Annotated in this window: 13 protein-coding genes; 4 read left to right on the top strand and 9 right to left on the bottom strand. The window is 65.8% G+C overall.

Translation table 11 applies throughout. The features are described 5' to 3' along the window. Positions 1-11: 11 nt before the first annotated feature. Genes PMI12_RS27705 through PMI12_RS27715 form a run of 3 tightly spaced genes read right to left on the bottom strand, consistent with a single transcriptional unit; the run spans position 12 to position 3,857 of the window. Positions 12-1,889 (bottom strand): dipeptide ABC transporter ATP-binding protein, encoded by a 1,878-nt coding sequence (locus PMI12_RS27705; RefSeq protein WP_007839311.1) that lies wholly within the window; start codon positions 1,887-1,889, stop codon positions 12-14. Positions 1,890-1,929: 40 nt separating this feature from the next. Then, a complete protein-coding gene (locus PMI12_RS27710) occupies positions 1,930-2,889 on the bottom strand; it encodes an isoaspartyl peptidase/L-asparaginase family protein (protein ID WP_007839312.1) in 960 nt (319 codons plus the stop codon). Beyond that, positions 2,886-3,857 (bottom strand): MurR/RpiR family transcriptional regulator, encoded by a 972-nt coding sequence (locus PMI12_RS27715; protein ID WP_007839313.1) that lies wholly within the window; start codon positions 3,855-3,857, stop codon positions 2,886-2,888. Before PMI12_RS27715 ends, PMI12_RS27710 begins: the two co-directional genes overlap by 4 nt. Positions 3,858-4,192: 335 nt before the next feature. Between PMI12_RS27715 and PMI12_RS27720 the strand changes: the two genes are divergently transcribed. Beyond that, entirely contained in the window at positions 4,193-4,642 is a 450-nt protein-coding gene (locus tag PMI12_RS27720) for a MerR family DNA-binding protein (RefSeq protein ID WP_007839314.1), read from the top strand. A 54-nt stretch (positions 4,643-4,696) separates the two neighbouring features. Here PMI12_RS27720 and PMI12_RS27725 read toward each other — a convergent pair whose 3' ends face one another. The 3 genes from PMI12_RS27725 to PMI12_RS28465 all read right to left on the bottom strand — a co-directional run bounded on the left by PMI12_RS27725 (position 4,697) and on the right by PMI12_RS28465 (position 6,503). Next, positions 4,697-5,143 carry an SRPBCC family protein gene (locus PMI12_RS27725; protein WP_007839315.1) on the bottom strand — a complete coding sequence of 149 codons (447 nt, stop codon included), beginning with the start codon at positions 5,141-5,143 and terminating at the stop codon, positions 4,697-4,699. A gap of 140 nt (positions 5,144-5,283) precedes the next feature. Beyond that, positions 5,284-5,841, bottom strand: a complete 558-nt coding sequence (locus PMI12_RS27730; RefSeq protein ID WP_007839316.1) for a hypothetical protein — start codon at positions 5,839-5,841, stop codon at positions 5,284-5,286. Beyond that, positions 5,838-6,503, bottom strand: coding sequence for a peptidoglycan recognition protein family protein (locus PMI12_RS28465; protein WP_007839317.1), 666 nt, complete (start codon positions 6,501-6,503; stop codon positions 5,838-5,840). Before PMI12_RS28465 ends, PMI12_RS27730 begins: the two co-directional genes overlap by 4 nt. 258 nt (positions 6,504-6,761) lie before the next feature. On the opposite strand from PMI12_RS28465, the gene PMI12_RS27735 reads away from it, so the two are divergent. The 3 genes from PMI12_RS27735 to PMI12_RS27745 are packed head-to-tail and all read left to right on the top strand — an operon-like array spanning position 6,762 to position 10,042. Continuing rightward, a complete protein-coding gene (locus tag PMI12_RS27735; protein ID WP_007839318.1) occupies positions 6,762-7,790 on the top strand; it encodes an aldo/keto reductase in 1,029 nt (342 codons plus the stop codon). Positions 7,791-7,808: 18 nt separating this feature from the next. Further along, the gene (locus PMI12_RS27740) at positions 7,809-8,981 is read left to right on the top strand and encodes an NAD(P)/FAD-dependent oxidoreductase (protein WP_007839319.1); all 1,173 of its coding nucleotides are present in this window, start codon (positions 7,809-7,811) and stop codon (positions 8,979-8,981) included. 47 nt (positions 8,982-9,028) lie between these two features. Beyond that, positions 9,029-10,042, top strand: a complete 1,014-nt coding sequence (locus PMI12_RS27745; protein WP_007839321.1) for a class I fructose-bisphosphate aldolase — start codon at positions 9,029-9,031, stop codon at positions 10,040-10,042. A gap of 6 nt (positions 10,043-10,048) precedes the next feature. Here PMI12_RS27745 and msrA read toward each other — a convergent pair whose 3' ends face one another. From msrA to PMI12_RS27760, 3 genes are all read right to left on the bottom strand, one after another. Continuing rightward, positions 10,049-10,750 (bottom strand): peptide-methionine (S)-S-oxide reductase MsrA, encoded by a 702-nt coding sequence (msrA, locus tag PMI12_RS27750; RefSeq protein WP_007839322.1) that lies wholly within the window; start codon positions 10,748-10,750, stop codon positions 10,049-10,051. Between the two features lie 95 nt (positions 10,751-10,845). Beyond that, positions 10,846-11,082: a pentapeptide MXKDX repeat protein gene (locus tag PMI12_RS27755; protein WP_007839323.1), complete on the bottom strand. Its 237-nt coding sequence runs from the start codon at positions 11,080-11,082 to the stop codon at positions 10,846-10,848. Between the two features lie 105 nt (positions 11,083-11,187). Beyond that, on the bottom strand, positions 11,188-11,979 hold the full coding sequence (locus PMI12_RS27760) for a molybdopterin-dependent oxidoreductase (RefSeq protein WP_042674629.1): 792 nt from the start codon (positions 11,977-11,979) through the stop codon (positions 11,188-11,190). Positions 11,980-12,111: the final 132 nt, after the last annotated feature.

Genomic DNA, 12,111 nt, shown 5'->3' on the forward strand with positions numbered 1-12,111 from the left:
GGGTTGAAAAATCAGAAAGCGCCGCCGATGGCGTGCCGTGCGACGAAGTGGCCGGGCGCGACCTGCACTAGCGGCGGCACAACGGGTTCGTCGCCCACCGCGCGGATCGGGCTGGGAATCTCGCCTTCGAGCAGCGCGCGCGGCTTGTGGCGGCGCGACGGGTCGGCCACCGGTACCGCTGCCATCAGCTTGCGGGTGTAGGCGTGCTGCGGCGCCTCGAAGACGGCGCGGCGAGGGCCGATCTCGACGATCTGGCCCAGGTACATCACGGCCACGCGGTGGCTGATGCGCTCCACCACCGCCATGTCGTGCGAGATGAAAAGGAAGGCCACGCCCAACTCGCGCTGCAGGTCGAGCATCAGGTTGACGATCTGCGCCTGGATCGACACGTCCAGCGCCGACACCGATTCGTCGGCCACCACCACCTTGGGGTTGAGCGCGAGCGCGCGTGCAATCGCAATGCGCTGCCGCTGGCCGCCCGAGAACTCGTGCGGGTAGCGCTGCGCCACATCGGGCGGCAGGCCGACCTTCTGCAGCAGCCAGTCGACGCGCTGCTGCGCCTCGGCGCCCTTGGCAATGCCGTGGATGAGCAGCGGCTCCATGATCGAGAAGCCCACCGTCACGCGCGGATCGAGCGAGGCGAACGGGTCCTGGAAGATGAACTGGATATTGCGGCGCAGCGCCTGCAGCTCGCGCGTGGGCAGCTCGCGGATGTTCTTGCCGCCGAACTCGATCGCGCCGCTCTGGCTTTCGACCAGGCGCAGCAGCGAGCGGCCAGTGGTCGACTTGCCGCAGCCCGATTCGCCGACCAGCGCCAGCGTCTCGCCGGGGTACAGGTCGAAGCTGATCTTCTCCACCGCGTGCACGCGGCGCTTCACGCGGCCGAAGATGCCGCTGCGCACGTCGAAGCGCGTGACGAGGTCGCGCACGCGAAGAATGGGGCCGGTGTCCTGGCGCACCGTGTCTTGCTGCGTGGGCGCTTCGGCGGGCACGGTGTCGGCGTTGGCCTCGGTGCGCAGCAGTTCGAACTTGGCCGGCAGGTCGGTGCCCTGCATCGCGCCGAGCTTGGGCACGGCCGACAGCAGCGCCTTGGTGTAGGGGTGCTGCGGTGCCGCGAACACGGTGTCGGAACTGCCGGCTTCCACCTTGTCGCCGCGGTACATCACGAGCACGCGGTCGGCAATCTCGGCCACCACGCCCATGTCGTGCGTGATGAAGAGCACGCCCATGCGCATCTCCTTCTGCAGCTCGCGGATGAGCTGGAGGATCTGCGCCTGGATGGTCACGTCGAGCGCGGTGGTCGGCTCGTCGGCAATCAGCAGCTGCGGCTTGCACGACAGCGCCATTGCGATCATCACGCGCTGGCGCATGCCGCCCGACAGCTGGTGCGGAAAGCGGTCGAGCACATTGCGCGCTTCAGGAATGCGCACCAGCTCCAGCATGCGCAAGGCTTCCGCGCGCGCGGCCGAGTCGCTCTTGCCCTGGTGGATGCGGATGGCCTCGGCAATCTGCTCGCCGGCCGTGAACACCGGGTTCAGCGATGTCATCGGCTCCTGGAAGATCATCGCGATGTCCGCGCCGCGGATGTTGCGCATCGTGGTGTCGCGTGCCTGCGCGAGGTCGAGCACTTCGCCGTTGCGGCGGCGGAAGGTCATGCGCCCATCGAGGATGCGCCCACCGCCATGCTCCACGAGCCGCATCAGCGCGAGCGAGGTGACCGACTTGCCCGAGCCCGATTCGCCCACTACCGCGAGCGTTTCGCCGTGGTCGACGTGGAAGGACAGCTTCTTGACGGCATCAACCGTGCGCTCGGAGGTCGAGAAGCGAACGGTGAGGTCGTCGACGGCGAGAACGCGGCCGTCCGGCAGGGCGAGGACAGGGGTGGACATGGGAGTGCGAAGAAAAATGGGGGCGTACGTTGGTGCGTCGTCAGGCGAAGATGGCCGTATGGGGCGCTTCGTCGCCGCGCGCGTGGCCTCGGTACATGCCTTCGGTGTTGAAGGCGAGGCTGAGGTTGCCGTGGCGGTCGACGGCGATCAGCCCGCCGGTGCCGCCGATGGCGGGCAGCGACTGGTGCACCACGGCGTGCGTGGCCGCTTCGAGCGTGGCGCCGCCGTAGGCCATGCGCGCGCAGATGTCGTACGCGGCTGCGACGCGGATGAACATTTCGCCGCTGCCGGTGCACGAAATAGCGGCCGTGCGGTCGTCGGCGTAGGTGCCGGAGCCGATGAGCGGCGTATCGCCGACGCGGCCCACGCGCTTGTTGGTCATTCCGCCGGTCGAGGTGGCGGCGGCCAGGTGGCCGTGGATGTCGAGCGCCACGGCGCCGACGGTGCCGAACTTCTTGTCTTCGTCCAGCGGCGGCTTGGTCATGGCGGCGCCTTCGTGGTCGGTGACCACGCGGCCCGTGTCGCGCACGCGGTACAGCTGCTGGCGGCGCGCGTCGGTCGAGAAGAAGAAGGGCTCGACCATCTCCAGGCCGCGGTCGCGCGCGAAGGCCTCGGCGCCCGCACCGGCCAGCAGCACGTGAGCGCCGTCCTCGAGCACGGCGCGCGCGGCGCGCACCGGGCGGCGCACGTGGCTCACGCCGGCGATGGCGCCGGCGGCGAGCGTGGCGCCGTCCATCACGGCCGCGTCGAGCTCGTGCGTTTCCTCGTGCGTGAACACCGCGCCGTAGCCGGCATTGAAGAGCGGGCAGTCTTCGAGCATCTCGACCGCCAGGCAGGTGGCGTCGAGCGCGGGCATGCCCTTGAGCAGCGCGGCCTGCGCGGCGCGCACGATGGCCTGCAGCGCGTCGTGGTAGGCCTGCGCCTGCTCGGGGTTGGTCGTCGAGGCGCTGATGGTGCCGGCGCCGCCGTGGATGGCGATGACGGGCGTGACGTTCTTCATCGGGAAGCTTTCTTCTTTTTCCTGCCGGCGTCGGAAGCGACGGCGGCAGGCAGGGATGGCATGGAGACCTCGCCGCGCACATGGCCCTGGCCCAGTCCGCCGTGCAGCCACGGGCGCACTGCCTGCAGGATGCGGCCGGCCGATTGCGCCGCGCCCGGCGCGCGCAGGGCGACCGCGCTGGTCAGCGCTTCGATCAGCGCGAGCACGCTGGTTTCGCAGTTGGGGCGGTAGCTGGTTTCGGTCTGGCAATACAGCACCACGTCGGCCAGCGGCGCGAGCGGTGAGCTGGGGCGGTCGGTCAGCGCGAGCACCGCGCAGCCCTGGCCGCGCGCGATCTGCGCCAGCGCCACCGTGTCGGTGAGGTAGCGCGGAAAGGTCAGGCCGATGAACAGGTCTTGCGGCCCCGCGTGCATCAGCGTGCGCGCCGCATGGGTGATGCCGCTCACGCTGGAGAGCATGCGCACGTCGCTGCACGAGCCATCGAGGCCGTGTTGCAGCAGCCCCGCGAGCCAGGCGCTGGCGCCGAAGCCGCCGATGTAGATCGAACGTGCCTTCAGGATGCGCTGCACCGCGGCCTCGCAAGCCGCGTAGTCCAGCGACTGGCGCGTGGCCTCGATGTTGCGGCGGCTCTCGTCGAGCGCCGTGGCGAACACCTCGGCGACCGTGGTCGGGCGCTCCAGGTTGCCGCGCAGCCGTTCGACCGGCGCCACCAGCGACTCGAAGCCGCGCACGAGTTCGGCGCGGAAGGTGGCGTAGCCGTCGAAATCCAACGCCCGCGCGAAGCGGTTGGCCGTGGCGACCGACACGCCCGCCGCGGTTGCCAGCTCGTCGATGGGCAGCGTCGCAACCTGCAGCGGGTGCTCGAGCACGAAGTCGGCCACCTGCCGGTGCGAACGCGTCAGCCGCGGCAGCGCCTGCGCGATGCGCTGGGCCACTGTGGTGCCTGGGGTGTCGACGTTGGTGCTCATGGGGCAGGCGATGCACCTCGAAGGGTGCGGACGGTGAAAATGAATTTACAAATATATGACAGATAAGAAAATTTTCTGTCATTTCCGATCGTAGACGCAAATACCGGGCCAGAAGAGAGGGGGCATTCGGGGGTTTACCCGGGATGGACAAGCCAGACGGGCGGGTCTCGAAAAACTCATCGTGCCGCTTGAAGCAAGCGAAACGGAGCAATTCAACCCGACCCGCAGTGAACTCAGCGAGCCTGACCCCCTTGCGCGCCAAGGTCATGCGGCGGCTTGACTCTGCCATGGTGTGAAGGCTGAGACTTTTGCGTTTTGGTTCGAAGGAGAACTCCATGGGACATCCCACGGCGCCGACTGCTGCGGCGCGCCTATCCCTTGCCGACGTGGTTGCCCGGTCTGGTGCGTCCGCGCAACTGCTGCACGACTGCGAATCGCTCGGACTGCTCGACGGCACCGACGCGGACGGCCGTCTCTACGACGAGCAAACCGTGTCGACACTGCGCTTCGTACGACGGGCGCACACGCTGGGCTTCGACACAGCGGAAGTCGTCGAGCTGCATGCGCTGTGGCAAGACGGGCGCCGCGCGAGTTTCGATGTGAAGCGCGTCGCGCTCGAACGGGCCGAGGAACTGGCCCAGCGGATCGAAGAGCTCGCGCACATGAAGCGCCTGCTGGAGCGCCTGGCCCACTGCTGCGAAGGTGATGAGCGTCCCGAGTGCCCCATCCTGGAAGAGCTGGCCGGGCTAGAAGGATTTGCCGGCTGTGAGGCGCGGCATGGGTGACGCCGGCGCGGGCACGCCGCGCCGCCCTTCAAACGTTTTCGAAGCGCAAGCGCCTCAACCCGGAATGTTCGGCTCGACCAGTTGGGCCAGCGCGATCAGCGATTCCTGCCAGCCCAGGTAGCACATCTCGGCGGGAATCACGTCGGGGATGCCTTCCTGCACGACGGACATGTCCGTGCCGCAGGACACCGCGGTCAGGGTCACGGTGGTCTTCATCGTGCCTGGAAGATGGGGATCGTCGAAGCTGGCGTCGTAGGCAATGCGCTGGCCGGGAACGAGTTCCAGGTACTTGCCGCCGAACGAGTGGCTGTGGCCGGTGCCGAAGTTGGTGAAGGACATGCGCCAGGCGCCGCCCACCACGGGCTCCATGGTGTGGACCTTGCCGGTGAAGCCGAAGGGCGGCAGCCAGCGCTCGAACGCGCCGGCCTCCACGAAGGCACGATAGAGCCGGTCGGGGGAGGTGCGCAGGACGCGGTGCAGACGAACAGTGTTGATAGCCATGGTTGCTTACTCCTGAAGAACAGAGGACGACCCTCTGTGGTTACGTCGGATGAGCCCGTTGCGATTCGACATGCCCCAAAACTAGGAAGAACCCTGGGTCGAAGCGGGTTGCGGGCGCGAGCGATGTTGCGGCGAGCGCGTCAGGGTTGGTCGCGATCGGCGCGCAGTATTTTCAGCCGGCGCTCCGCTTCGCCATGAGGAATCGCCCCTTCCGCCTCCAGCTTCTTGAGTCGTCGTTCGTCCGCACGATTCAGCGCGTCCTTCAGGAGAGCCATCTTGCGCTTCCTGCAAGGATCGCAGTCGTAGAAGCTGCCTGGAACTGCGGTAGGTTCAAGTTTGGCGTTCGCCTCGAAGGTATTGATTCTTCCCGTAGGTTCGATCCCGATGACGATGATCTTTCCATTCCTGAAAGTGACCGACGCACCACCCGAGCATCCTGTCCTTTCCGTATCCTCGCTGAAGTAGGATTTCTTCGAGATCCTGCGCATGTGCTTCAGTGCGTGCCGCACATCTTCCTCGGTCAGGATGACATCGGAGCAGTCCAGGAAGTTTTTGTCTTCCCAGGCAGACCTGCTGGAGGGATCGACGATTTCGATCTTCTCTACGGAATAGAGCGGATATCGTTTGTCGGCCGCGTAAGTCGAAGCAGTTGTTGCCGCCGTGAATAGCGTGAGCAAGAGGATGCCGGCTTTGGTCATGGTGTGGGTAGAGACAGATTCCAATTTGCGCCCTGTGCCTCTGTCGGATTCTTTCTGCTGGCATCGGGATGCCGAAAGATTTCTCCCGGGGCGATCTGCATGGAATCTTGAAGCACGTCGACAAGCCACGAGAGCGATTGATTTTGAGCGGCAGTTGGTGAGGGAAAGATGCCAGCTTCCCCTCGCAATTCTTCCGGTGACAAGTTTCTGTGCCGGGTTTCTGGCTTGAAACCTTCCGGCAGCCTTGCCCTGCCAACCATCTCGATTCCTATGGCTTCCATGTTGCTCGGATACCGGTCGCCAGGTGCCTTGCGCATTTCAATGCGATGCATCGCCGTGGCTCCCACTTTCTCAGGAAAGTCGCGCAACTTGCACGTCCGCATCACCAGGCATCTCGCCTTCAGCGGCCCCACATGATTCGTACGCTGATAAATCGCCGCAGTCTGATAGATGGTCCCATCCGTATCGATGAGAAAGTGCGCGCCATTCGCCTTCGGCCGCTTGTAGCTGTTCAGTGAGGATGCCGATGTGTCGGCATCGGTTTGATGAACGACGATGCCGGTGATCGCACCGGTCCGCCTGCCTCTTTCGATTTCGGGGCTGCGAGCACTTCTGACTCGCGCGTGATTGATCATTCCGTTCGCGTCAATTTCGACAAGCATGCGGGTCCTCCTGAAAATAATTATTTAGTTATCGATTTCCACCAAGGCGTGTCTTTCCATCAATTCACGGCCCAGATCACGGCTTCGCGGCGCATGCTACAGCAGGGAATTCAGTGACGGTTGTCAACTTATTCCGATCGATTTCCACAAAGTCCGCCGGCCTGCAGGGTTCACTGCTTCGTCCAAGAATGGCGCGACGACAAGCCGGTCGGCTTGTCGGTTTTCTCCCCGAATCCGCAAACACGAAGGAGCAGTACTTTGGAATACCGTCAACTAGGTAAATCGGGCCTCAAGGTCCCCGTGTTGAGCTTTGGCACCGGCACCTTCGGAGGCAAGGGCGAGTTATTCAGCGCCTGGGGGAGTACCGACGTGGCCGAGGCGCGCAACTTGATCGACATCTGCATCGATGCCGGCGTCAACATGTTCGACAGCGCCGACGTCTACTCGGGCGGCGCCGCCGAATCGGTGCTCGGCGAGGCGATCAAGGGCCGGCCGCGCGACCGGCTGCTGATCTCGACCAAGGCCACCTTCCGCAGCGGCGAAGGGCCGAACGACGTGGGCTCGTCGCGCCACCATCTCGTGCAGGCCGTCGATGGCGCGCTCAAGCGCTTGGGCACGGACTACATCGACCTCTACCAGCTGCACGGCTTCGACGCGAGCACACCGGTGGAAGAAACGCTTTCGACGCTCGACAACCTCGTGCGCGCGGGCAAGCTGCGCTACATCGGCGTGTCGAACTTCTCGGGCTGGCACCTGATGAAATCGCTGGCCACTTCGGAGCGCTACGGCCTCGCGCGCTATGTCGCGAACCAGGCTTACTACTCGCTGGTCGGCCGCGACTACGAATGGGAGCTGATGCCTCTCGCGCAAGACCAGGGCGTGGGTGCCGTGGTGTGGAGCCCGCTCGGATGGGGGCGGCTCACGGGCAAGATCCGCCGCGGCCAGCCGCTGCCCGCCAAAAGCCGCCTGCACGCGACAGCGGACATGGGCCCGCCGGTGCCGGATGAACTGCTTTACCGCGTGGTCGAGGCGTTGGAAAAGGTTGGCGCCGAAGTGGGCAAGACCGTGCCGCAGGTCGCGCTGAACTGGCTGCTGCAGCGACCGACGGTGTCGAGCGTGGTGGTGGGCGCGCGCGACGAGGCGCAGTTGCGCCAGAACCTCGGCGCCGTGGGCTGGAACCTCACACCCGCGCAGGTTGCGGAACTCGACGCGGCCAGCGCGACGACGCGGGCTTATCCGTACTGGCATCAGCAGGGCTTTCTTGAGCGCAATCCGAATCCGGTCTAGGCCGGCATGAGGCCCCGTATGCGTCGTGTGGTGATCATCGGCGGCGGGGCGATCGGCTCCGCCATCGCCTATTTCCTGACCCGGGACCCGAAGGAGGAGCCCTTCGAGGTCACGGTGGTCGAGCGCGACTTCTCTTACAAGCAGGCGTCCTCGGCCTTGTCCGCGAGCTCGATACGGCAGCAGTTCTCGACCGCCATCAACATCGAGATGTCGCTCTACGGCATCGACTTTTTCCGCGCGCTCGGCGAGACCCTGCGCGTGGGCGATGACGTGCCCGACATAGGCCTGGTCGAGCCCGGCTACCTGTACCTGGCCTCGCCGGCCGGCGTCGAGGTGCTGCGCGAGAATCATGCGATGCAGAAGGCGCACGCGGTGGACGTGGCGCTGATGACGCCCGGCGAACTGAAGGCGCGCTTTCCATGGATTTCGACCGAGGGCATTGCGCTCGCTTCGCTGGGCCTCTCGGGCGAGGGCTGGTACGACGGCTACAGCCTGCTGCAGGCCTTTCGCAAGAGGGCCGCCTCTCAAGGCACGCGTTATGTGCAGGCCCATGCAACGGGTTTGCGCCGCAACGGCCGCGCCGTGACGGGCGTGCAGCTGGGCGGCGGCGAGACCCTGGAAGCCGAGGTTGTCGTCAACGCCGCGGGCGCATGGGCCGCCCAGGTCGCCGGGTGGGCCGGCATCGATCTTCCGGTGCGCGGCCGCCGCCGCAGCGTGTTCAGCTTCTCGTGCCCCGAGACATTGCCGGGCTGCCCGCTGGTGATCGACACCTCCGGCATCTGGCTGCGCCCCGAAGGCCGTCAGTTCATCTGCGGCTTCGCGCCGCCCGAGGACCAGGACCACGACGACGTTCCGCTCGACGTCGAGTTCGAAGCCTTCGACAGCTTCATCTGGCCGTCATTGGCCGAGCGCGTGCCGGCCTTCGAGGCCATTCGCATGACCGGTGCGTGGGCCGGCTACTACGAGATGAACGTGTTCGACCACAACGCCATCCTCGGCCTGCACCCGGAGTGCGACAACCTGTACTTCGCCAATGGCTTCTCGGGCCATGGGCTGCAACAGTGCCCGGCCGCAGGGCGCGGCATTGCGGAACTGATCCGCTTCGGCGAGTACCGCAGCCTCGATCTATCGCCGGTGTCTTTCGCGCGCATCCTGGAGAACCGGCCGCTGCTGGAGAAGAACGTGATCTAGGCGGAGCCCGGGGGAGGGCGTACGATCTTCCGCAAAAGAGGTGCCCCATGACCGCACAGACGCTGATCGATACCGCCCGCGCGCTCGTCGCCGGCGACAAGGGCCTGCTCGCGATGGACGAGAGCAACGCCACCTGCAACAAGCGCTTTGCCGCGCTCGGCATCCCGCAAACCGAGGCGGCGCGGCGCGAATGGCGCGAACTGATCGTCACCGCGCCGGGCCTGGCCGACAGCATCAGCGGCGCGATCCTGTTCGACGAGACGATCCGCCAGCAGACCCATGCAGGTGTGCCCTTCGCGAAGGCGTTGTCCGACGCTGGCATCGTCCCCGGCATCAAGGTCGACACCGGAGCGAAGCCGCTGGCCGGACATCCGGGCGAAACCGTTACCGAAGGCCTCGACGGCCTGCGCGAGCGCCTCGCCGAATACGCTGGCATGGGTGCGCGCTTTGCCAAGTGGCGCGGCGTGATCGCCATCGGCGACGGCTTGCCGACGCGCGCATGCATCGACGTCAACGCGCATGCCCTGGCACGCTATGCGGCGCTGTGCCAGGAGGCCGGGCTGGTGCCCATCGTCGAGCCGGAGGTGCTGATGGACGGTGGCCATGCCTTGGCGCAATGTGCCGAGGTGACCGAAGAGGTGCTGCACCGGACCTTCGCCGAGTTGCGCGCGCAGGGTGTGCTGCTCGAAGGCATGCTGCTGAAGCCGAACATGGTGCTGCCTGGGCTGAAGGCGCCCACGCAGGATTCGGTCGAAGCGGTGGCCGAGGCTACGGTCGCCTGCCTGCTGCGCACAGTGCCCGCCGCTGTGCCCGGCGTGGCGTTTCTCTCGGGTGGCCAGCCGGCGCAGCTGGCTTCCGCCCGCCTCAATGAAATGAACGCCCGGTTCAGGCCGCGCGTGCCGTGGGCGCTGGCCTTCTCTTTCTCCCGTGCGGTGCAGCAGCCCGCGCTCGACGCATGGAAGGGCGATGCCGCCAACGCGTCCGCTGCGCAGCAGGCGCTGGTGCTTCGCACCCGATCCAACCAGGCCGCGCGCCGCGGGGCACTGGCCACAACGCCTTAATCGGCCTTAGCTGGCCTTGGCCGCCTTCACCAGTGAAGGCGTAGCCCGGTAGCTCTCGGGGAACAGCTTCTTCAGCTCGTCGATCTTCGGCATGTCGTTGATCGCGATGTAGGGCTGGCTCGGGTGCAGCGTCAGGTAGTCCTGGTGATAGTCCTCGGCCGCGTAGAAGGGTTTGGCCATCTCGACGGTGGTGGCCAGCGGCTTGCCGAAGGCCTTGGCCTGGTTCAGCTGCGCGATGTAGGCGCTGGCAATGCGGGCCTGCTCGGCGTTCTCGGCGAACACGGTGGAGCGGTATTGCGTGCCGGTGTCGGGACCCTGCCGATTGAGCTCGGTCGGGTCGTGCGCCACCGAGAAGTAGATCTGCAGCAGCTTGCCGTAGCTGATCTGCTGCGGGTCGTAGGTGATGCGCACCGATTCGGCATGGCCGGTGCGCCCGGAGCCGACCTCGTCGTAGCGCGCCGTCTTCGCATCGCCGCCGGCATAGCCCGACACCGCATTGCTCACGCCCTTGACGCGCTGGAACACGCCCTGCACGCCCCAGAAGCAGCCACCGGCGAACACGGCGGTTTCGGTCTTGGCGGCCGGCGGCGCCACGAGGTCGGCCGTGGGCGCGGGCACGCGGCGGGCGGTTTCGGCGAACGAGGGCACCGCGTACCAGACCAGGGCGGCAGCCGCCAGCGTGCCGGCAGTGAGTGCAAGGGATTTCATGAGGGTTCCTTGAGAGAGCTTTCAGTGGCTGGGAAACCGGCCGACGCGACATTGACGCCGAATCTGCCGGGCGTCAATGGCGGTTGCGAAGGCGCTTACTTCTTCATCTCGTCCTTGTCCATGCTGTCCTTTTTCATGGCGTCCTTCTTCATGCCGTCCTTCGACATCGAATCCTTGGCCATCGAGTCCTTCTTCATGCCGTCCTTCGACATGGCGTCTTTCTTCATGCCGTCCTTGGCCATGCCGTCTTTCACCATTTCGTCTGCGGCGAATGCCGAGGCGCCGGCGAAGGCCATGCAGGTTGCGAGCAGGGTTGCGGTGAGCTTGTTCATTTGGAATTTTCCTAGTGGTTGATGAAGTTTCGTTTTCAGGATCGGCTCGGTTCAATGAACACGGCCTCGCGCTTTCTTCGGCAGTCGAGCGGCTTCAGCAGCCCCTCAGCTCCCTCCGAACCAGTTGTAGCCCTGGTCTTCCCAGTAGCCGCCGGAATAGGTGTTGGTGACGAACATCGCCTTGATGTGCTTCGGGTTCTTGTAGCCAAGCTTCGTCGGCATGCGCAGCTTCATCGGAAAGCCGTACTTGGGCGGCAGGGGCTGTCCGTCGTAGGTGAGCGTCAGCAAGGTCTGCGGATGCAGCGCGGTGGGCATGTCGATGCTGGTGTAGTAGTCGTCGGCGCACCTGAAGCCGACGTACTTGGCAGTGGTGTCGGCGCCGATGTGGCGCAGGAAGTCGGCAAAGCGCACGCCGCCCCATTTGCCGATGGCGCTCCAGCCTTCCACGCAGATGTGGCGGGTGATCTGGTCTTGCTGCGGCATGGCGCGCAGTTCGGTGAGCGTCCAGGCGTGCTTGTCGGCAACCATGCCGGTCACTTCGAGCTTGTAGCTGGCCTCGTCCACCTCGCGCACCTCGTCCTCGCCGTAGTAGGCGTTGAAGGGGAAGGGGCGCGTGATCTCTGCTTCCGAGTAGGTCGGCGCAAGCTGCGTCGGGCTGAAGATCAGGCCCTGCGCCTTGTCGTTGAAGCGCGAGATCTTCGTGAGCGCGGCTTCCACCTGCGCGTTGTCGCTGAGGCTGCAACCCGTGAGCAGCGAGAGGCCGCCGAGCGTCAGCGAGCGCTGCAGGAAGGCGCGGCGCGAGGGCTGGTCGAGCTGCTTCGCGATCAGTGTGCGGGCTTCGCGCAGCACGGCGTCACCGTCGATGCCGCTCAGGGTGGGGGCTTTGAAGATCTTCACGTCACTTTCCTGCGCTGTGTTGCGTAAGTTGCGCGGTCTCTTCGTGGGACACCGCGGAACCGGCTTTGCCGGGCCGCTGGTGTTGCCCCCGGAAGGGGGTTGACGGAGCGACACGAAGTGCGCGAAGGCTGG

This window comes from Variovorax sp. CF313, from assembly GCF_000282635.1.
In the GTDB taxonomy this organism is placed as follows: domain Bacteria; phylum Pseudomonadota; class Gammaproteobacteria; order Burkholderiales; family Burkholderiaceae_C; genus Variovorax.